The sequence below is a fragment of the Paraburkholderia phytofirmans genome, from assembly GCF_046028095.1.
Lineage (GTDB): Bacteria > Pseudomonadota > Gammaproteobacteria > Burkholderiales > Burkholderiaceae > Paraburkholderia > Paraburkholderia phytofirmans_A.
In genome coordinates, this window is record NZ_JAQQDJ010000005.1 from 158,907 (window position 1) to 177,492 (window position 18,586).

The 18,586-nt window shown below is 62.4% G+C and carries 14 protein-coding genes and 1 pseudogene; 9 read left to right on the forward strand and 6 right to left on the reverse strand.

What is annotated here, in order from left to right; genetic code table 11:
- Nucleotides 1-161: 161 nt before the first annotated feature.
- The 4 genes from PQR54_RS16570 to PQR54_RS16585 all read left to right on the forward strand — a co-directional run bounded on the left by PQR54_RS16570 (nt 162) and on the right by PQR54_RS16585 (nt 4,661).
- The gene (locus PQR54_RS16570; RefSeq protein ID WP_408247471.1) at nt 162-992 is read left to right on the forward strand and encodes an oxidoreductase; all 831 of its coding nucleotides are present in this window, start codon (nt 162-164) and stop codon (nt 990-992) included.
- 199 nt (nt 993-1,191) lie between these two features.
- Entirely contained in the window at nt 1,192-2,541 is a 1,350-nt protein-coding gene (locus PQR54_RS16575) for a glutamine synthetase family protein (RefSeq protein WP_408247473.1), read from the forward strand.
- A gap of 53 nt (nt 2,542-2,594) precedes the next feature.
- Nucleotides 2,595-3,953 carry an aspartate aminotransferase family protein gene (locus PQR54_RS16580; protein ID WP_408248060.1) on the forward strand — a complete coding sequence of 453 codons (1,359 nt, stop codon included), beginning with the start codon at nt 2,595-2,597 and terminating at the stop codon, nt 3,951-3,953.
- 60 nt (nt 3,954-4,013) lie between these two features.
- Nucleotides 4,014-4,661 (forward strand): GntR family transcriptional regulator, encoded by a 648-nt coding sequence (locus tag PQR54_RS16585; protein WP_408247475.1) that lies wholly within the window; start codon nt 4,014-4,016, stop codon nt 4,659-4,661.
- Nucleotides 4,662-4,775: 114 nt separating this feature from the next.
- Here the strand turns inward: PQR54_RS16585 and PQR54_RS16590 are convergent, their stop codons facing one another.
- Nucleotides 4,776-5,141, reverse strand: coding sequence for a hypothetical protein (locus PQR54_RS16590; protein ID WP_168793855.1), 366 nt, complete (start codon nt 5,139-5,141; stop codon nt 4,776-4,778).
- A gap of 185 nt (nt 5,142-5,326) precedes the next feature.
- A complete protein-coding gene (gene tam / locus PQR54_RS16595) occupies nt 5,327-6,103 on the reverse strand; it encodes a trans-aconitate 2-methyltransferase (RefSeq protein ID WP_408247477.1) in 777 nt (258 codons plus the stop codon).
- 144 nt (nt 6,104-6,247) lie between these two features.
- On the opposite strand from tam, the pseudogene PQR54_RS16600 reads away from it, so the two are divergent.
- Nucleotides 6,248-7,131, forward strand: a pseudogene (locus PQR54_RS16600) (LysR family transcriptional regulator).
- A 2-nt stretch (nt 7,132-7,133) separates the two neighbouring features.
- On the opposite strand, the gene PQR54_RS16605 reads toward PQR54_RS16600, so the two are convergent.
- The 3 genes from PQR54_RS16605 to PQR54_RS16615 all read right to left on the reverse strand — a co-directional run bounded on the left by PQR54_RS16605 (nt 7,134) and on the right by PQR54_RS16615 (nt 11,154).
- The gene (locus PQR54_RS16605; RefSeq protein ID WP_408247479.1) at nt 7,134-8,348 is read right to left on the reverse strand and encodes a porin; all 1,215 of its coding nucleotides are present in this window, start codon (nt 8,346-8,348) and stop codon (nt 7,134-7,136) included.
- A gap of 86 nt (nt 8,349-8,434) precedes the next feature.
- Nucleotides 8,435-9,886, reverse strand: a complete 1,452-nt coding sequence (locus tag PQR54_RS16610) for an APC family permease (RefSeq protein WP_408247481.1) — start codon at nt 9,884-9,886, stop codon at nt 8,435-8,437.
- 263 nt (nt 9,887-10,149) lie between these two features.
- Nucleotides 10,150-11,154 carry an AraC family transcriptional regulator gene (locus PQR54_RS16615; RefSeq protein WP_408247483.1) on the reverse strand — a complete coding sequence of 335 codons (1,005 nt, stop codon included), beginning with the start codon at nt 11,152-11,154 and terminating at the stop codon, nt 10,150-10,152.
- A gap of 198 nt (nt 11,155-11,352) precedes the next feature.
- On the opposite strand from PQR54_RS16615, the gene PQR54_RS16620 reads away from it, so the two are divergent.
- The 4 genes from PQR54_RS16620 to PQR54_RS16635 all read left to right on the forward strand — a co-directional run bounded on the left by PQR54_RS16620 (nt 11,353) and on the right by PQR54_RS16635 (nt 16,892).
- Nucleotides 11,353-13,338, forward strand: coding sequence for a primary-amine oxidase (locus PQR54_RS16620; protein ID WP_408247485.1), 1,986 nt, complete (start codon nt 11,353-11,355; stop codon nt 13,336-13,338).
- Nucleotides 13,319-14,326 (forward strand): hypothetical protein, encoded by a 1,008-nt coding sequence (locus PQR54_RS16625; protein WP_408247487.1) that lies wholly within the window; start codon nt 13,319-13,321, stop codon nt 14,324-14,326. The genes PQR54_RS16620 and PQR54_RS16625 overlap by 20 nt, the downstream gene beginning before the upstream one ends.
- Before the next feature lie 37 nt (nt 14,327-14,363).
- Nucleotides 14,364-15,842 (forward strand): phenylacetaldehyde dehydrogenase StyD, encoded by a 1,479-nt coding sequence (styD, locus tag PQR54_RS16630; protein WP_408247489.1) that lies wholly within the window; start codon nt 14,364-14,366, stop codon nt 15,840-15,842.
- 114 nt (nt 15,843-15,956) lie between these two features.
- Complete coding sequence (locus tag PQR54_RS16635) at nt 15,957-16,892, forward strand: LysR substrate-binding domain-containing protein (protein WP_408247491.1); 936 nt, start codon at nt 15,957-15,959, stop codon at nt 16,890-16,892.
- Between the two features lie 16 nt (nt 16,893-16,908).
- Here the strand turns inward: PQR54_RS16635 and PQR54_RS16640 are convergent, their stop codons facing one another.
- Nucleotides 16,909-18,570 (reverse strand): GMC family oxidoreductase, encoded by a 1,662-nt coding sequence (locus PQR54_RS16640; protein WP_408247493.1) that lies wholly within the window; start codon nt 18,568-18,570, stop codon nt 16,909-16,911.
- Nucleotides 18,571-18,586: the final 16 nt, after the last annotated feature.

Below are 18,586 nucleotides of genomic sequence, written 5' to 3' on the forward strand. Positions count from 1 at the left end.
ATCCAGCCACTCATAGGATTAGGCAATCAACACAGACGACCCGGCATTCGCGCCCGGCCCTGCTGCTCCTACTATCCAGTCCTGAGCTGTTTCCGTCGATGCCACGCGTTTTCAACCGAACACGCCATGTGACGACGGACTAAATCAAGGAGTGGATCACCATGAGCAAAACGTTTCTGATCACCGGCGTCAGTTCCGGCTTCGGCCGCGCTTTCGCACAGGCGGCGCTCGACGCGGGCCATACCGTCGTCGGCACGGTGCGCAACGAGGCGGCGCGCGATGCGTTCACGGCGTTGGCGGCCAAGCGGGCGCACGCCGTCGTGCTCGACGTCACGGATTTCGACGCGATCGCGCCCGCCGTCGCCGCGATTATTCAAACGGTCGGCCCGATCGACGTCCTCGTCAACAACGCCGGCTACGGCCACGAAGGCACGCTGGAAGAATCGCCGCTCGACGATCTGCGCCGTCAATTCGACGTCAACGTGTTCGGCGCGGTCGCGATGATCAAGGCCGTGCTGCCCGCCATGCGCGAGCGGCGCTCGGGCCACATCGTCAACATTACGTCGATGGGCGGCTTCATCACGATGCCCGGTATTGCGTACTACTGCGGCAGCAAGTTCGCGCTCGAAGGCATCACCGATACGCTCGCCAAAGAAGTAGCGGGCTTCGGCATCAAGGTCACGGCCGTCGCCCCCGGCTCGTTTCGCACGGATTGGGCCGGCCGCTCGATGGTCCGCGCAGGCCGCAGCATCGCCGACTATGACGCCCTGTTCGACCCGATCCGCGAAGCGCGCGAGGCGAAGAGCGGCAAGCAGGCGGGCGATCCGCGCAAGGCGGCGCAGGCGCTGCTGGAAATCGTCGCGGCAAAGAATCCGCCGGTGCATCTGCTGCTCGGCAACGATGCGCTCGACCTGGTGAAGACGAAGCTGGCGGCGCTTAACGCGGAGATCGAACAGTGGGAGACGCTGTCACGCTCGACTGACTTCGCCTGAAGCAAAAGAAACTCGACCGAGCTTGCGAAGTTGCGAGGCGCGCGCGGGTTTCATCCAGTTTTACAAAAAGCGAAAGCCGTGTCATGATTTGATCAAATCCCACGATACAAAAAAATCCAGCTTTTCCGAACAGGCGGCTCAGCGCGCTCCGTTGTCGAAAGCGCCTCGCGCCGCTGTCTTCCACCGACTGGAGTCAACCTTGCAAAGCGACCTACGCGGCGATCTGCGCGAATTCCTGGAACATCACCGGATCCATGAAGTGGAGTGCGTGATACCGGACATGACCGGCGTCGCGCGCGGCAAGATCGTGCCGAAGAACCTGTTTCTCTCGGAAGGCAAGATGCATATGTCGAATGCGCTGCTGATGATCACCGTCAACGGCGAATTCGCGAATTTCGAGCGCTTTGTCGGGCCGAGCGATCCCGACATGGTCTGCATACCCGATCCGAACACCGTGCGGCTGGTGCCGTGGGCGATCGAACAGGTTGCCGTGGTGATTCACGATTGCGTAGGCCTCGACGGCAAGCCGATCGGCATCTCGCCGCGCGCGGTGTTGCGCCGCGTGCTGCAGCTATATGAGGAGCGCGGCTGGCGCCCGGTGGTCGCGCCGGAGATGGAGTTCTACCTGATCGCGCAGAACAAGAATCCGCATGAACCGCTGCGCCCGCCGCTCGGCCGCGCGGGGCGCCACGAAGCCGGCCGCCAGTCGTTTTCGATCGACGCGGTCAACGAATTCGATCCGTTCTTTCAGGACCTGTCGCGCTTCTGCGAAATGACCCAACTCGGCGTCGAAACGCTCGTGCACGAAGTCGGCGCCGGACAAATGGAGATCAACTTTTCGCACGGCGATGCGCTCGACCTCGCCGACCGCGTGTTCCTGTTCAAGCGCGCGGTGCGCGAAACCGCCTTCCGTCACGGCATTTTCGCCACCTTCATGGCCAAGCCGATGGAGCATGAACCAGGCAGCGCGACGCATATTCATCAAAGCATCGTCGATCGCGAAAGCGGGCAGAACATTTTTTCGCTGCCGGACGGCTCGGCGAGCCCGCTGTTTTTCAACTATATCGGCGGCTTGCAGAAGTACATGCCGCAAGCCATGCCCATGTTCGCGCCGTACGTGAACTCCTACCGGCGCCTGTCGCGCTTCACCGCCGCGCCGATCAACGTGCGCTGGGGCTACGACAACCGCACCTGCGGAATCCGCGTGCCGAACTCCGGGCCGGACGGGCGGCGGCTCGAAAACCGCGTGCCGGGCGTCGACGTGAACCCGTATCTCGCCATGGCGGCCACCCTCGCCTGCGGTTATCTCGGCATGGTGGAACAGCAGGAAGCGTCGGCGCCGATGGTCGAAAGCGCCTACGACCTCGAATACGAATTGCCGCGCGGTCTCGAAGACGCGCTCAAGGCGCTGTCGAAATGCAGCGAACTCGCCGAGGTGCTCGGCGAAAGCTTCGTGCAGGCGTATTGCGCGGTGAAGGAAAAGGAATTCGAGACCTTCTCGCAAGGCATCACCGCGTGGGAACGCGAGCATCTGCAACTGCTCGTCTGAGCGCGGAACACGGAGCACGGCCGATACCCCGACTGGAGAGCATGCAATTGCCATTGAATACCCGTCACGGCATCAACTGGGCGCGCGCGCAGGCGCTTGTCGAGCGTGAACGCCGCGCGTTCGTCGAGGCCATGCCGAAGTCGCGCGCGCTGTCCGAACGCGCGGCGCGCCATTTGCTGTTCGGCGTGCCGCTGCACTGGATGAACGACTGGTCGACGCCCTTCTCGCTGTATGTCGACGAAGCGCGCGGCGCCGCGTTCACTGACGTGGACGGCCACCGCTACGCCGACTTCTGCCTTGGCGACACCGGCGCGATGTTCGGCCATTCGCCGGCGCCGGTCGCACGGGCGCTCGCCGCGCAGGCGCAACGCGGCCTCACGACCATGCTGCCGGGCGAAGACGCCGCGTGGGTCGGCGAAGAACTCGCGCGCCGTTTCGGGCTCCCGTACTGGCAGTTCGCGATGACCGCGAGCGACGCCAACCGCTTCGCGCTGCGCTGGGCGCGCGCGGCGACCGGGCGCAAGCAGATCGTGATTTTCAACGGCTGCTATCACGGCACCGTGGACGACGTCTTCGTCGATCTGGTCGACGGCCGGCCGCAACAGCGCGACAGTCTGATCGGCCAGGTGCACGACCTGCTCGCCAGCACGCGCGTGATCGAATTCAACGACCTCGCCGCGCTGGAAAACGCACTGAAGGATTGCGACGTGGCCTGCGTACTCGCCGAACCCGCGATGACCAACATCGGCATGGTATTGCCCGAGCCGCACTACTGGCGCGACGCGCAGGCGCTGATGCGCCGCTACGGCACGCTGCTCGCCATCGACGAAACGCACACGATCAGTTGCGGCCCCGGCGGCTATACGAAGGCGCACGGGCTCGAGCCCGATCTGTTCGTTCTCGGCAAACCGGTCGGCGGCGGCTTTCCGTGCGCCGTGTACGGCTTCAGCGCCGAACTCGCCGCGCGTGCGCAACAGGCCAAGCGCAGTGCGCCGCCGGGACACTCCGGCATCGGCACGACGCTCACCGCGAACATGCTCGCCATGAGCGCGATCCGCGCCACGCTCACCGAGGTGATGACCGACGCGGCCTACGCGCATATGTTCGCGCTGGCCGAGCGCATCGAGAGCGGGCTGCGCGACGCGATCGCGCGGCACGGCCTCGCGTGGTGCGTGACGCGCGTCGGCGCGCGCAACGAATTCCAGTTCATGCCGACACCGCCGCGTAACGGCAGCGAAGCCGGACGCCAGCTCGATCCGGAGCTGGAAAACGTTTTGCATCTGTATCTGCTGAATCGCGGCGTGTTGATCACGCCGTTTCACAACATGATCCTGGTGTGCCCTGACACGTCGGTGGAAGACGTGGACAAGCTGATCGCCGCGTTCGACGCGTGTCTTGGCGAACTGATCTGAGCTCGCGCCGACGCGCCGGTTTTTTTACCCCATTTTCCATGGGGTTTTGCATCGAGTTTTATGAAAACATCGCGCCATCACACGCTGCAGGATCAGACCTACGACACGCTGCGGCAGTGGCTGACGATCGGACGCTTCGTGCCCGGCGAGCGCATCAAGATCCGCCACGTCGCCGCCGAACTCGGCGTGGGCGAAATGCCGGTGCGCTCCGCGTTGCAGCGCCTCGCAGCCGAATCGGCGCTCGTCAACGTGCCCAATTGCGGCGTGACGGTGCCGCATCTATCGAAGGAGCAATTCGACGATGTGCTGCGCGTGCGTCTGATCCTCGAAGGCCAGGCGGCCGAACTCGGCGTGCCGCATCTCACGGCGCATGATCTCGACACGCTGGAAAAACTGAACGCGCAGATGGCGCAGGCGTTGCGCGGCGCCGACGCTAAAAGCTATCTCGACGCCAATGAGGCATTCCACCTGATTCTGTACCGGGCGGCCGGCTCGCCGCTGCTGCTGGAGTTGATCGAAACCGTGTGGCTGCAGGTCGGGCCGATTTCGAATCTGCTGTTTGGCGAGGCGCTATTCGCCGATACGCTGAACGACGCGCACGACGATCTGCTGAACGCCGCGAAAGCGCGCGATGCGGCCGGCGTGCGGCGGGCGATCGAGCGTGATCTGAATCATGCGGCGATGTGTTTGCGCGAGCAGTGCCTGTGAGCGCGCGACGGGCAATCCAACGCAAACTCGCGCGGCTGGCGGCGATGCGATTGCGAGCGCTTTAGCACGAGGCAATCACCTGGTGGCGTGTGTGCGCGAGCGAACACTGGAACGCTAATCCGCCAACCTTTTATCCGCCAGAGCATTCTGACAATCGGCGATGACTTGCCGAACGAGCCGGGCCTGAGGATCGAGTTCATCGGTATCGAGAATCTCCTCGACCGCATCTCTCGCCCAGTCCGCCTCGACAAACTGCGCGTGGCGCCGCGCGATCTCCACCGCGGTAGCGGTCAGCTTGGCGACCGTCAGCCAGTCGGCCTCGCGCGCCCGGCGGTCGAGCCACTTGTGCGCGGCCTGTACATGGAAAGCCGCGTCGGGCCAGTCCTCATTCAGGTAATAAGCGCCAAGACTCCCGCATGTGAGCCAGCACAATAGCTCCAGACGGTCCCGTGGACTCAGATGATGGCGTACATCACTCATGGCGACGCTCGCTGCGGTGGATTGCGTTCCGGTGAGGACGGCGTGTCGCCGGCCCCCGCTTCGATAGAACAATATCACGCAGAATTCAAGCGCGGCAATTCCTGAGTACCCTGGCGCGGCGCCGCCACAGCGGCACGGCAGCCCGCTCGCGGACCGCACCGCGCCTCGCTCGCGAGCCGGCGCCGCTAGCGGGTAGCGACCATGAACAGGCGCGGAAACGGCAGCAGCACCGTGCCGTCGGCGAGCGCCGGATAAGCCGCGGCGATCGCCTCGCGGTAACGCCCGAGGAAAGCGGCTTGCTCCGCGTCGTCGAGTTCGGCGAGGAACGGCCGCAGCGCGCTGCCCTTGAACCATTCGACCACCGCGTCCGCGCCACCCGCGAGCGGGTGATGGTAGACGGTGCGCCACACGTCGACCCGCGCGCACAGCGGTTCGAGCAACGCGTAATACCACTCTGCGCCGTAGCGCATGGTGCGCTCGACGCCTTCGAGCTTGTGCGCCCACGGGCCATCGACGGCAATCTCGCGCAACAGACGGTGCGCGGGTTCGTCGAGGTTGTCCGGCATCTGCACGGCGAGGCTGCCGCCCGGCGCGAGCTTGCCGAGCAGCGACGGAAACAGCCGCTCGTGGTCCGGCACCCACTGCAGCACCGCGTTGGCGAGAATGAGATCGTAGGGTCCGGGTGCGTCCCACGTGGCGATGTCGCTCACGTCGAAGCGGAATTGCGGCAAGCGCTGCCGGGCCGCCGCGATCATGTCGGGCGAGCTGTCCATGCCGCTGACCGCCGCGCCCGGCACGCGCGCCGCGAGTGTCTCGGTCGAGTTGCCGGGGCCGCAGCCAATGTCCACCGCGGTTTTCACATCCGCCGTAGGCACAGCCGCCAGCAGATCCCTGACCGGACGCGTGCGCTCGTTTTCGAACAACACATACTGCTTCGCGTGCCAATCCTTGTTCGACGTCATCTGGGACTCCTTGTGTTCGAGGTGGCGGGATCGGTGACGGCCGATCTGAGCTGCGCGGCATCCGACCGATCCAATCCGCCCATTCTCGGCGGCACGACGTGCGGAGTAAAATGAATTTATCACTCCGATTCCTCAATTTTACTGATGAAAATCGACACGCTCGGCGTTCAGGCGTTCGTCGCCATCGCGGATCGCGGCAGCTTCCAGAGCGCCGCCGATTCGCTGCACGTCACGCAAACGGCCATTACGCAGCGTCTGCGCAAGCTCGAAACCTATCTCGGCGTCACGCTGATCGAACGGACCACGCGCTCCATGGCGCTCACCGAAATCGGGCAAGGTTTTCTGCCGCAAGCGCGCCGCTTGCTCGGCGAACTCGCCGATGCGCTAGTCGAAATCCGCGAGACAGGCGTGGCGCGCCGCGGCGATGTGTCGATCGCCTGCGTGCCGACGGTCGGCGTGCAGTATCTGCCGCGTATTCGGCGCGTTATCCGCATAACCGCATCAGGATTCTCGATCACGCGTCGTCCGCGGTGGAAGCGGCCGTCCTGCGCCGGGAGGTCGAATTCGGCATCAATATCGCCGGCGAACATCATCCCGAACTGGCGAGCGTGCCGCTCACCGAGGACCGCTATGTTCTGATTTGCCACGAGGATCATCCATTGGCAAAGCGGCGCCGCATCGCCTGGAAGCAATTGCAATCGTATCCGCTAATCTTTGCCGGCGAGGTGAGCGGCAACCGTGCGTTACTGGACGTCGCGCTGGAGCCGAGCCAACTGGCGCTGCGCTCGTTCTACGAAGTGCAGCGCAGTTCCACGGCAGTCGGGCTGGTCGCGCAGGGTGTGGGTGCAGCGGTGGTGCCGGCGCTCGCGTTGCAGAAAGGCGCGTATCCGACGGTGCGCATTGTCGAACTCACGCAGCCGGCCGTGTCGCGCACGCTCGTGCTCGTGGCGCGCAAAACCGCTCAGCTGTCACCTGCCGCGCAGGCGCTCTACGACATGATTCTCGAGCAGGCGACGTTCAAAGGGTGATTTCAAAAGTTGTGCCGCAACCCCACAACCACCGAAACCTGCTTATCGGTATCCGAATTCACCACGTTCGGAATCTGTGCCAGGTTCTCACTCGCCCCGGTAACCGGATCAACCCCTAACCCGGCACCGGAAGACTTCTGCCCAATCGCCACGGCATACACGGCAGTCCGTTTCGACAAGCTATATACCGCTCCGAGATTGATCTGATGCACGCGGGTCGAGCCGCTTCCGCTCGGCTTGACATCGTTGAAGATATAGGCCAGCCCAAGCTGCAAATCCGGCGCAAGCGCATAGGTGGTGTTCAGCTCGGCGATATCGAATGAAACATCGGCGCCGGCCGGCCGTGCCGCGCTCGCAAAGTACTGGCTCTGCGACAGCCGCGTGTGCGTATAAGTCACCGCCACGTTCGCCTTGCCGAACGAATACGAACCCCCTGCCCCGAATATCCGCACCTTGCTCGCATCCTGTAGCAGACAGTACGACGCGTCCGCGTTCGCGCAACTGAAGTCGCCGATATAGCTGCTCGTGCCTCCCAGCGCCGTCTGCAACGGCTGATTCAACTCCAGATACCCCGCGCTCAGCGACAGCGGCCCCTGCGCGTAATTCGCCGCCAGCGCCCAGCCCTTGTTCTGCGAAAAATTCCCCGCCACGCCGCCGAGGCTGAACAACCCTCCAACCGTGAAACCACCAAAGCTCGGGCTGATGTACTTGATCGAATTGTTGAAGTTGAACGCCTCGTTCAGGTTATCGACGTCGCCGAAATGCGAGCCGTACAACGTCGCCCAGTTATTACTCGATGCATACGCACCCATGTAATCCGAGAACGGATCGTATTGACGGCCGAACGTCAGCGCGCCATACGTCGCGTTGTTCACACCGACCCACGCATTGCGATTGAACAGCGTATTCGATTGCAGCAGCGCGCCGCTGCCGATCAGAAAGCTGTTCTCCAACGCGAAGTTGACCGTCGTGCCGCCGCCGATATCTTCCGTGCCCATCAGGCCCCAGCGCGACGGCACCAGATTGCCGCCTCCGAGTTGATAGTTCGCGTGTCCGTTGGTGCTGCCGTTGGCGAGCGTCGTCTGCTGATTGCTCGTGTAGATGAGGCCGGCGTCGACCGTGCCGTAAAGCGTCACCGAAGATTGCGCGTGCGCGCCCATCGAAAGGCCGAACGCGGCCAGCGCAAGCGCCGAGCGCTTGACGAAAGTGTCTGCCATGATTGTCTTGTCGAGAGGTGAGGTAGGTGGTTGTCGCGCCGGGTTGGCGCGATTCGCGTGGTTCGCGCGGTTTGCGCGGTTTGCTTTTACTGGCCGAAGCGTGCGTAGATATCCGGGCGCTTCTTGCGCAGGATGAGGCCGATCACCACGCCGACCAGCGCCACCGTGAACACGATCCAGGGAAACGATTTGACGATCGGACTATCGGAGCCGCTGAGCGCGTCGAGATTGCGCACCAGAATCACACCGATATACAACAGGCCGAAGCCACCCACCAGCGGCGCAACGAACGAGTGCCATACGCGCGTGTCCTTGCGTGTTTTGCGGAAGAACGCGATCACCGAAAAACTCGTCACCGCCTGCAACATCACAATGCCGATCGTGCCGAGCGCCGAACTCCAGCTGAACACGACGTTGAACACGTCGCTGCCTGCCGTGATAAAGAGGCCGAGCAACACGCACACGGAGAGCGTTTGCAGATAGCTCGCCACATACGGCGAACGATATTTTTCATGCACACGGTTGAGGACTTGCGGCAGGATGCCTTCGAGACTCAGCGCATGGATATAACGCACCAGCGTGTTATGAAACGACAACAGGCTCGCGAAGATACTGCTGAGCAGCAGGAAGCTCATCACCGTGGTGACTGCATTGCCCAGATATTTGCCGGACTGGATGAACCAGAAATCGCCGGGCTGTTTGGTCGCGACCGTGACCACATCGGCAAGGCCGTACGCACAAACAATGGTCCACGTGACGAAGGCGAAGAACACGAGAATCAGCATCACGGACACATACGTGGCGCGCGGCACCGTCACCTTCGGATCGCGACATTCCTTGCCGTATATCGCGGTCGCTTCGAAGCCGATGAACGACGCAAACGCGAACATCACCGCAATGCCGAGGTGGCCGCTGAACACATGCTGCGGTGTGAACGGTGCGAGCGTGAGCCCGTTCGGTCCGCCGCCATGCGCGACGATCGCGATGGCGAGCACCAGCAGAATGCCCAGTTCGAGGCACATCAGCACGCCGAGCAGACGGCTATTCAGATCGATGCCGCGAATGCCGGTGAATTGCACCACGGCCACGCAGATCAGCGAATACCCGTACCAGGGTAACGCGGTATGCAGGAGCGGCGAGAGGATCACCGTGCAGAAGAAACCAAACAGTCCGTATAGCGCGATCTGGATGAACGTGTACGACATCAGCGCGACGAGCGCGCCCGCCATGCCCAACGGCCGCCCGAGTCCGGCGGTGATATACGCGTAAAACGCACCGGCGCGCACCACATGCCGGCTCATCGACGCAAAGCCCACGCTGAAAATCAGCAGCACCGCGCCGGCAATCACGAACGCGCCCGGAATGCCCGCGCCGTTGCCGAGACTGATCGCGGGCGGCACCGCGCCGAGCATGCCGGTCAGCGGCGCGGCCGCCGAAATCACCAGGAATACGATCTGCCATAAGCCCAGCGTATTGCCTTTCAATTCCACGGGGTTCTCCGCGTCGACCGCTCGGGTCGGAGAATAGGGTTCACTCATCGCTGCCTCTGTTGTGTTGGCTAGTCCGGGACTCGCCTGAACCCTGCACTGCTGATCCAGACGCTCGTTTGACCGATCGCCGATGCTTCGGTGTGAGCGCATGGTAGGTAGCTAAAAAATAAAGCGACTTCGCGAACCGCGCCAAATTTTCGATAATTTGCGCCAATGCGGGGAAGCCCGAATACGGCCGTTTTTCGGCGGATATTTAGGAACCTGAACTATTCTCGCGCAACGCTTTCACGTTGAAAGAAAACACGGACACGTCACGGGTTATTTTTCTTCCAGCTACGTGTGGCGCGCCACAAGACAGTGGCATCCGCATAACCCACAGCGCGTGCAATCGCCGCATTGGTGAGCTCTTCCCGTTCGAGCAGGCCTTCGACGCTGCGCTGCCGTTCCTCTCGCACGATCTGCCGCACGGAAGTGCCCTCTTGCGCGAGGTGCCGCTGCAACGAGCGATGCGAAAGACCGAGATCCTTCGCAATGTCGGCGACGATCAGTTTTTCGCGCGCGAGCCGCCGCGTCACCAGATCGCGAACCTGCTCGGCAATGCTGTGTGGCATCGCATCCCGCGCGATCAGATCGGTGGCGTGGCGCTCCATCATGCGCGCCATCTGCGAGTCGGCGCTTTTGAGCGAAGCGTCGAGATCCTGCGGCCGCAGAATCAAGCCGTTGAAAGGCTGCTGAAAGCGCACCGGCACACGAAAGATGCGCGCATACGGTTTGAGATCGGCGGGCGCGGCATGTTCGAAATGCACTTCGACCGGATTCCACGTCGCGCCGCGCACGAGCCGGACCATGTGGCACATGGTCGAGAGGCTGTATTCCGCATCCTGCCGGCGCGGCCAGATTTGCGGACTGGCGATCTGGTAGGTCCAGATCGGCCATTCGTCGTCGCGCAGCAATTCGCAGGTCGTGGTGTTTTGCCACGACGCGAGCGCGAGAACGAACTTGCGCATGGCCGCGTTCAAAGTGGGCGACGAAAGAAACACCAGACCTGCAGGCCCGAGTTCCGTCAATTGCACTTCACTGCCTAAACGCAGGCCGAGTGCGGACTCGCCAAGTACCTCCGCGGCCCGTTCGAACGCCGCGACGTAGCGCGTAAGCGGCAGGATTTCATACGGATTCGATAGGAGCTTGCGGCTCATGCCGAACTCCTCCAGTAGCGCGTCGCATTGCGCGCCCGATGCGTCGAGTGCGCGCACAACCGGCCCCATGACCGCGGCGCGGATCATCGGGAAACTGCCGTTGAGCGTGACCTTCTTCATCCTGAGCGTCTCCTCTCCAGTCTTCGCTGATGATTGCTCGAGTCATTTCTCCTGGCGCACTTTATCGTTCATTTGGCGCGATACGCAAGCGCGAAAATATTATTGGGTTCCTACGATTTGCCATCGACTCAGCGTTCGCCGCGTCTCATTCGCGTCGCGAGCACGCTGTCCGGTCCAGCAACTCCTTACGGGAATCTTATGAACACGAATGCCACGAAAGCCGCTCACGCCCCCGTTCATCCGCTCGATCCGCTGAGCGGCGCAGAAATGCAGCTCGCGTGCGATCTCGTGAAAGCCGCCGAGAAGCTCGATTCGCACGCACGTTTTCCGATGGTCGAATTGCGCGAGCCGCCGAAAGCCGAAGTGGTGGCATTCAAGACCGGTGAATATTTTTCGCGCACGGCCTTCGTGCTCGCGATCGATCGGTCGAATGGCGCGACGATCGAATTCGAGGTGGACCTGAGAGAAAAGAAACTCGCCGCGCGCCGTGTGATGCCGTTCGGCGAGGCGCCGTACGGCCAGCCGCCCATCATGATCGACGACTTCATGAACGCGGAACAGATCGTCAAGAGCGATGAAGCATGGCGCGTGGCAGTCATGAAGCGCGGCCTCAGCGAGAAAGATCTGGAACGCGTGCAGGTCGATCCGTTCTCGGCAGGCTGTTTCGATCGCGAGAACGAAAACGGCCGGCGTCTCGTGCGTTGCGTGAGCTATTACCGCGAGACGCTGACCGATAACGGCTACGCGCATCCAATCGAAGGCGTGATGGCCGTGGTCGATCTGCTCGAAAAGAAAGTGATCGAACTGGTGGACGACGGCCGCATCATTCCGATTCCGCGCACCAAACACAATTACGACACGCCGAGTCTCGGCGAACCGCGCAGCACGCTCAAACCGCTGTCGATCAACCAGCCCGACGGCCCGAGTTTCACGATCGACGGCTGGCACGTGAACTGGCAGAACTGGAACTTCCGTGTCGGCTTCACGCCGCGCGAAGGGCTGGTGCTGCATCAACTGTCATGGGACGACGGCAAGAGCACCCGCCCGATCATTTACCGTGCGAGCGTCACGGAAATGTGCGTGCCCTACTCCGACCCGACCACCAACCACTACTGGAAGAGCGCGTTCGACGCAGGCGAATACGGTCTCGGCAAACTGGCGAATCAGCTCGAACTCGGTTGCGATTGCCTCGGCACGATCCGCTATTTCGACATTCCGTCCGCGGACGATTTCGGCAATCAGTTCGTGATGAAGAACGCCGTCTGCATGCACGAAGAAGACTACGGCACGCTGTGGAAACACTATGAATTCCGCACCGGCGTATTCGAAATGCGCCGCTCGCGACGCCTCGTGATTTCGTTCTTCGCCACGGTCGGCAATTACGATTACGGCTTCTACTGGTATCTGTACCAGGACGGCACGATCCAGCTCGAATGCAAATTGACCGGCATTGTGCAAACGTCGGCCGTGGCCGATGGCGACACCTACCCGTGGGGCGGCATGATCACGGAGAACCTCGGCGGCCCGACGCACCAGCACTTCTTCAACGCCCGCATGCACATGATGGTGGACGGCGAGCGCAACACGGTGACCGAGCACGAATTCGTGCCGCGTCCAATGGGCGAGAACAATCCGTACGGCAATGTGTTCGATACGACCAAACGCGTGTTGAAAACCGAAAGCGAAGCTGCCCGCAACGCAAATGGCAGCACAGGCCGTTACTGGAAGGTCAGCAACCCGAACGTGAAGAATGCCGTGGGCGCGAATCCGGGCTACAAACTGGTCGTGAACGACTCGCCACTGATGCTCGCCGACGAACGTTCGAAGGTACGTCAGCGCGGCGGTTTTGCCACGCGCCACGTGTGGGTCACGCCGTTCGATCCGGCTGAGCGCTATGCAAGCGGCGATTATCCGAATCAGCATTCGGGTGGCGACGGCCTGCCGCGTTATATCGAGGCAAACCGCAACATCGAGAACGAAGATGTCGTGCTGTGGCACAGCTTCGGCCACACACACGTGTGCAAGCCCGAGGATTTCCCGGTGATGCCGGTGGAGTACGCCGGTTTCATGCTCAAGCCGAACAACTTCTTCTCGGCCAACCCGACGATGGACTTGCCGGCCGAGCGTGATCTGAACAGCGTCGAAGACGGCAAGTCCACGGATCATGGCTGCTGCAAGCACTGATCCGCTGATGCCTCGTGCGCGGCACGCCGCTTTGGCACGCATGCTGTGCGCGAGCGCGGCATGCGTGTGCCTCGCGGGCGGCGGCGCTGCGCTGTTGATGCAGGCCGCCCTCGGCCGGCACGCCACCGAGCTATGGATGAGCGCGCTGATGCTGGCGGCCATGATGAGCGTGCCGTTGTTGATGTCGCGCTCGTCCGGCCGAACCACGCTGCTGGCGAGCGCCGCGACGCTTATCGTCACGATCAGCGCGATGAATAGCGTGCCGGCGTATTTGAATGGTTCGGCGCACGGCATTGCGATTGCCGTGCTGATGATCGCGACGGGCGTCGGCATGTTGATCAATCGGCCGCGCGCCAACGCCGACTCGCGTCGCGACGTGGATCGCGGCATTGAGCAAGATCCCGATTCGATCAAGCTGACGACACCATCAACTGCAACGGCTCTCCTCGCCTTGCTCGCAGGACTATCCAGCGGCAGTCTCGCCCGCTTCCAGCTCTTTGCAATCTGCGGCGTCAGCGGCGCACAACCGTTCTGGCAAATCGCGCTTTCGCTTGCAGCAGTCTGCGCGCTGGCATTGATCGCCGAGCGCTCGCGCGGCAATCGCATGTTGATGGCGTTGTACATCGCGCGCGCGACGCTGATCGGCACGCTCGCGGCGAACGACAATCCCGCGCTCGCGCCACTCGCGGCAGCGGTCTTTCTGATTCTCGACTGCCTGACGATTCCGGCGCTCGTGAACTTGCGCGGCAACTCGACCAGCGTATTGAGCGCTAGTTGCCCCGGCGTTGCGCATCACCTCGGCATGGTGCTCGGCGCGGCGTTATCCACGAGCCCCTATTTTTTCGGCGATGGATTCGTCTTGCTGTACGCATTGAGCGCGACGGCGAACGTAATCTGCGCCGCGTCGTTAGCAACGCGTTGGCGCGCAAAGCAACACGTCCACCCGCACCTGAACCCATACCGCCGTCAGACGAACCCTTCCGGCTAGCGCCACGGCCATTCAACCCCAACGGAGACGAACCACCATGACCGAACACAAGCTAGCGGCCACATTGCCGCACACCATGTTCATCAACGGCGAAAAAACCGGCAGCGCCGCGGGTAAAACCTTTCCGGTCTTCAACCCGGCCACCGCTGAAGAAATCGCGCAGATCCCCGACGCATCCGAAGCGGATATCGATCACGCGGTCAGAACCTCGAAGGCAGCCTTCGAATCCGACGCGTGGCGCAGAATGCCGCCGGCCGTCCGCGAGGGTCTGCTGCTGAAACTCGCCGACCTCGTCGAGCGACATAGCGACGAACTCGCCACGCTGGAAACGCTGAATCAGGGCAAGCTGATTGGTTTCTCGAAGATGCTGGAAGTAGCCGGCAGCGTCCAATGGCTGCGTTATATGGCCGGCTGGGCGACCAAGATCGAAGGCAGCACGTTCGATCTGTCGATTCCATTCCCGCCGGGCACGCGCTACAACGCATCGACCAAACGCGTGCCGGCCGGCGTGGTCGCCGCAATTGTCCCGTGGAATTTCCCACTGCTGATGGCGGTATGGAAAATCGCCCCGGCGCTGGCCTGCGGCTGCACCGTGGTGCTGAAACCCGCTGAAGAAACGCCGCTGACGGCCATCCGTCTCGCCGAACTCGCGCACGAAGCGGGCTTCCCTGCCGGCGTGTTCAACGTGGTGACCGGCCGTGGTGAAACTGCAGGCGCGGTGCTCGTGCGGCATCCGCTAGTGAACAAGGTCACATTCACGGGATCGACCGAAGTCGGGCGCATCATCGGCCGTCAATGCGCGGACGATCTGAAGCGCGCATCGCTAGAATTGGGCGGCAAGAGCCCGGTGATCGTGCTCGACGACTGCGACCCGCGCAAGGCGATCGAAGGCGCGGCAGGCGCGATCTTCTTCAATCACGGCCAGGTTTGCACGGCGGGCTCGCGCCTGTATGTCGCGCGCTCCATTTATGACGAAGTCGTGCAAGGCATTGCCGCCGTCGCCGACGGCATCACCCTCGGCTCCGGTTTCGACACGGCGACGCAGATGGGTCCGATGGTCTCCGCGCGGCATCGCGACAAAGTGGCCGGCATGATCGCGCAGGGCAAGGACGAAGGCGGCGTGATCCTGTCGCGCGATGCGCGCGTGGAGCGCGAGGGTTACTTCGTGCGTCCAACTGTGATCGCCAATCGCGCCTGCAAGCCGCTTTCAGTCGTCAAGGAAGAGGTGTTCGGCCCGGTGTTGGTCGCCATGCCCTATGACGACCTCGACGAAGTGCTAGCTCAGGCAAACGCCTCCGAGTACGGTCTCGGCGCGAGCGTCTGGACCAATCAGCTCGACAAGGCGCTGCGGCTCGTGGACGGCATCGAGGCCGGAACGGTGTGGGTCAACACGCACAACATGGTCGACCCGGCGATGCCGTTCGGCGGTTTCAAGGCGTCGGGCATCGGCCGCGAACACGGCAAGTCGATCATCGAGTCCTATACGGAAAGCAAGTCGGTCTGTATTGCCTATTGACGCGGCAACGCCTGCGCGGCGCATCATGGGCGACGCGCCGCGCAGGCAAACCAGTAAAATACCGGGACATCGCGCTACCGCGCCACGTCCCGGTCGAACATCTTGAAACGCAAAATGCCCGCGCTGAATGCGCTGAAAGCCTTCGAAGTCGCCGGCCGCACGGGCAGCTTCACCCGCGCCGCGGAACTGCTCAACGTCACGCAAAGCGCGGTGAGCCGGCAGGTTCGGCAACTCGAGGCGCAATTGGGCGAGACGCTGCTGCAGCGTCACCATCATCATCTGGAACTGTCGGCTGCCGGCCGTGTTCTTCTGCAAGCACTGCAGCAGTCGTTCGACCGTATCGAACTCACGGTTCGCGGCCTGCAGGAAAAAACCCATCGCAATCGCCTGCGCATCAATGCGCCACCCACCTTCACGAGCCGCTGGCTGATGCCGCGCCTCGGCCGCTTGCGTGACGCGCATCCGCAACTCGAACTGAGTCTGTCGACGCGCGTCGACGACAACCTCGCGGAATCCGGCGTGCTCGATTGCGCGATCCGTTTTGGGAATGGCGAGTGGGAAGGTGTCGAAAACCGTCTCTTGATGAGCGAACGGCATATCGCGGTGTGCTCGCCCGCCTTGCTCGCGCGCGAGGCGAGCAGCGCGGCAATCGATCTGAATCAGTTCACGCTGTTGCATGTGCTCGCGAGCGCCGATCAGCGCTACCTCACCTGGCAGCATTGGCTCAAGGCGGCGGGCATTGAAAACGTGGATACGCGTGGCGGTTATGAATTCGATCTGCTCGATCACGCGATTCGCGCCGCAATCGACGGGCTCGGCGTAACCATCGCCGACCGTCACATGATCGCGCGCGAACTGGCCGAGGGTCAACTCGTGCAAGTGTTGAACGTGCACGTGGACGGGCATCAGTCGTACTGGTTCGTCACGCGCGCCGAACAGGACGAACTGCCGCACGTCGCGTTGTTCCGCGACTGGCTGCAGCAGGAAATCTGGTTGAGCGGACGCGCGCTCGATGCGTCGGAATCGGCGCCTTTGAGCGACGCCGGTTGAAGCGTGCGTTACCGGATCACGCCGCCGCAGCCATCTCCGCGGTTACAGGCCGATACGCAACGTCGCTCGCGGCGTCTTCGAGAATCATGTCGGCGCCCTTCTCCGCCACCATCATGGTCGGCGCATTGATATTGCCCGACGTGATGTTCGGGAAGATCGACGCATCGACCACGCGCAAGCCCGCGATACCGTGCACACGCAATCGCGCATCCACCACCGAGGTGCGCGGATCGTCGCCCATCGCGCAAGAACCGCACAGGTGATAGATCGAACCCGATTGCTCGCGGAAGTACTGCAGGAAGCCCTCACGCGTATTCACCTGCGCCCCCGGCGAGATTTCCTCGACCGTGATCGCCTTCAACGCCGGCGACGCCATCACCTTGCGCACCAGTTCGCAACCCTGGATCACTTCGTCGATGTCCTTCTCCGTGGTCAGCGCGTTGATGCGGATCTTCGCGGCGTCTTCGGCGCGATTCGACGCGATCTCGATCGAACCGCGGCTCGTCGGCCGGCACGGATTGAACGCCAGCAGAAAGCCTGAGTACGGTTCCGGTTCGAGATTCGCCTTGTTGCTCTTCGGAATCCGGTACGAGAGCGGATTGAAGTACAACTGCAGATTCGGCTGCGCTTGCCGATCGTTGCCTTTGAAGAAGCCGCCCGACTGGTTCACGCTCATCGCGAGCGGCCCCTTGCGCGTCAGCAGATATTGCAGACCGAGCTTGAGCTTGCCGAGCAGAGGCCGCATCTCGTCGTTCAGCGTCTTCATGTTCGCGCGATAGTAGAAGCTCACGCACAAATGGTCCTGCAGATTCTGGCCCACGGCGGGCAGTTCCTTGACCATCGCGATGCGATGCTTCGCCAGCAACGCGCTGTCGCCCACGCCGGAGAGTTGCAGCAGCTTCGGCGAATCGACCGCGCCCGCCGACAGAATCACTTCGCGCGTCGCCATGAATTGCCGCGTGTTGCCGTTCTGCGTGACGCTCACGCCGATCGCGCGTTGGTTACCGTCGAATAGAACGCGGCTTGCCAGCACGTCGCGCTCGACGGTGAGGTTCTTGCGCGACAGCACCGGATGCAGATACTCGAAGCTGCTCGACGAGCGCTGGCCGTTGCGCGTATTCACGTCGTAAATGCCGGAGCCTTCGAATTGCGCGCCATTGAAGTCGTCGCTGCGCTGATAGCCGGCTTGGTCACAGCCTTTCAGAAACACGTGGCAGATCGGATGCACCGCGTCTTTCATCGGCGAAATGCGGATCGGGCCGTCAGCGCCGTGATAGTCCGTGTTGCCGAGCGGATGCGATTCGAGCTTGCGGAAATACGGCAGCACGTCGCGAAATGCCCAACCTGTATTGCCGGCGGCGGCCCAATCGTCGAAATCATGCGGCTGGCCGCGCACGTAGATCATCGCGTTGATCGAGCCCGAGCCGCCCTGCACCTTGCCGCGCGGACAATAGATCGGCCGGTTGTCGAGTTCTTTTTCCGGTTCGCTGTAGTACATCCAGTTGTAGGTTTCGTTGTAATACGTCTTGGTGAAACCCACCGGAATCTTGAACCAGAACGAGCTGTCCTTGCCACCCGCCTCAAGCAGCAGCACCGAATATTGGCCCGACGCCGACAGGCGATTGGCGAGAATGCAGCCCGCCGAACCCGCGCCGACGATAATGTAATCGTAGTTCATGCTCTATATCGCCAGA

What these genes read in the sequence shown, in the direction of transcription:
- PQR54_RS16620 (WP_408247485.1), top strand. Translation starts at nt 11,353, where the DNA reads ATGAACACGAATGCCACGAAAGCCGCTCACGCCCCCGTTCATCCGCTC.
- PQR54_RS16635 (WP_408247491.1), top strand. Translation starts at nt 15,957, where the DNA reads ATGCCCGCGCTGAATGCGCTGAAAGCCTTCGAAGTCGCCGGCCGCACG.
- PQR54_RS16625 (WP_408247487.1), top strand. Translation starts at nt 13,319, where the DNA reads ATGGCTGCTGCAAGCACTGATCCGCTGATGCCTCGTGCGCGGCACGCC.
- PQR54_RS16615 (WP_408247483.1), bottom strand. Translation starts at nt 11,154, where the DNA reads ATGAAGAAGGTCACGCTCAACGGCAGTTTCCCGATGATCCGCGCCGCG.
- PQR54_RS16640 (WP_408247493.1), bottom strand. Translation starts at nt 18,570, where the DNA reads ATGAACTACGATTACATTATCGTCGGCGCGGGTTCGGCGGGCTGCATT.
- PQR54_RS16585 (WP_408247475.1), top strand. Translation starts at nt 4,014, where the DNA reads ATGAAAACATCGCGCCATCACACGCTGCAGGATCAGACCTACGACACG.
- styD (WP_408247489.1), top strand. Translation starts at nt 14,364, where the DNA reads ATGACCGAACACAAGCTAGCGGCCACATTGCCGCACACCATGTTCATC.
- PQR54_RS16570 (WP_408247471.1), top strand. Translation starts at nt 162, where the DNA reads ATGAGCAAAACGTTTCTGATCACCGGCGTCAGTTCCGGCTTCGGCCGC.
- PQR54_RS16590 (WP_168793855.1), bottom strand. Translation starts at nt 5,141, where the DNA reads ATGAGTGATGTACGCCATCATCTGAGTCCACGGGACCGTCTGGAGCTA.
- PQR54_RS16605 (WP_408247479.1), bottom strand. Translation starts at nt 8,348, where the DNA reads ATGGCAGACACTTTCGTCAAGCGCTCGGCGCTTGCGCTGGCCGCGTTC.
- tam (WP_408247477.1), bottom strand. Translation starts at nt 6,103, where the DNA reads ATGACGTCGAACAAGGATTGGCACGCGAAGCAGTATGTGTTGTTCGAA.
- PQR54_RS16610 (WP_408247481.1), bottom strand. Translation starts at nt 9,886, where the DNA reads ATGAGTGAACCCTATTCTCCGACCCGAGCGGTCGACGCGGAGAACCCC.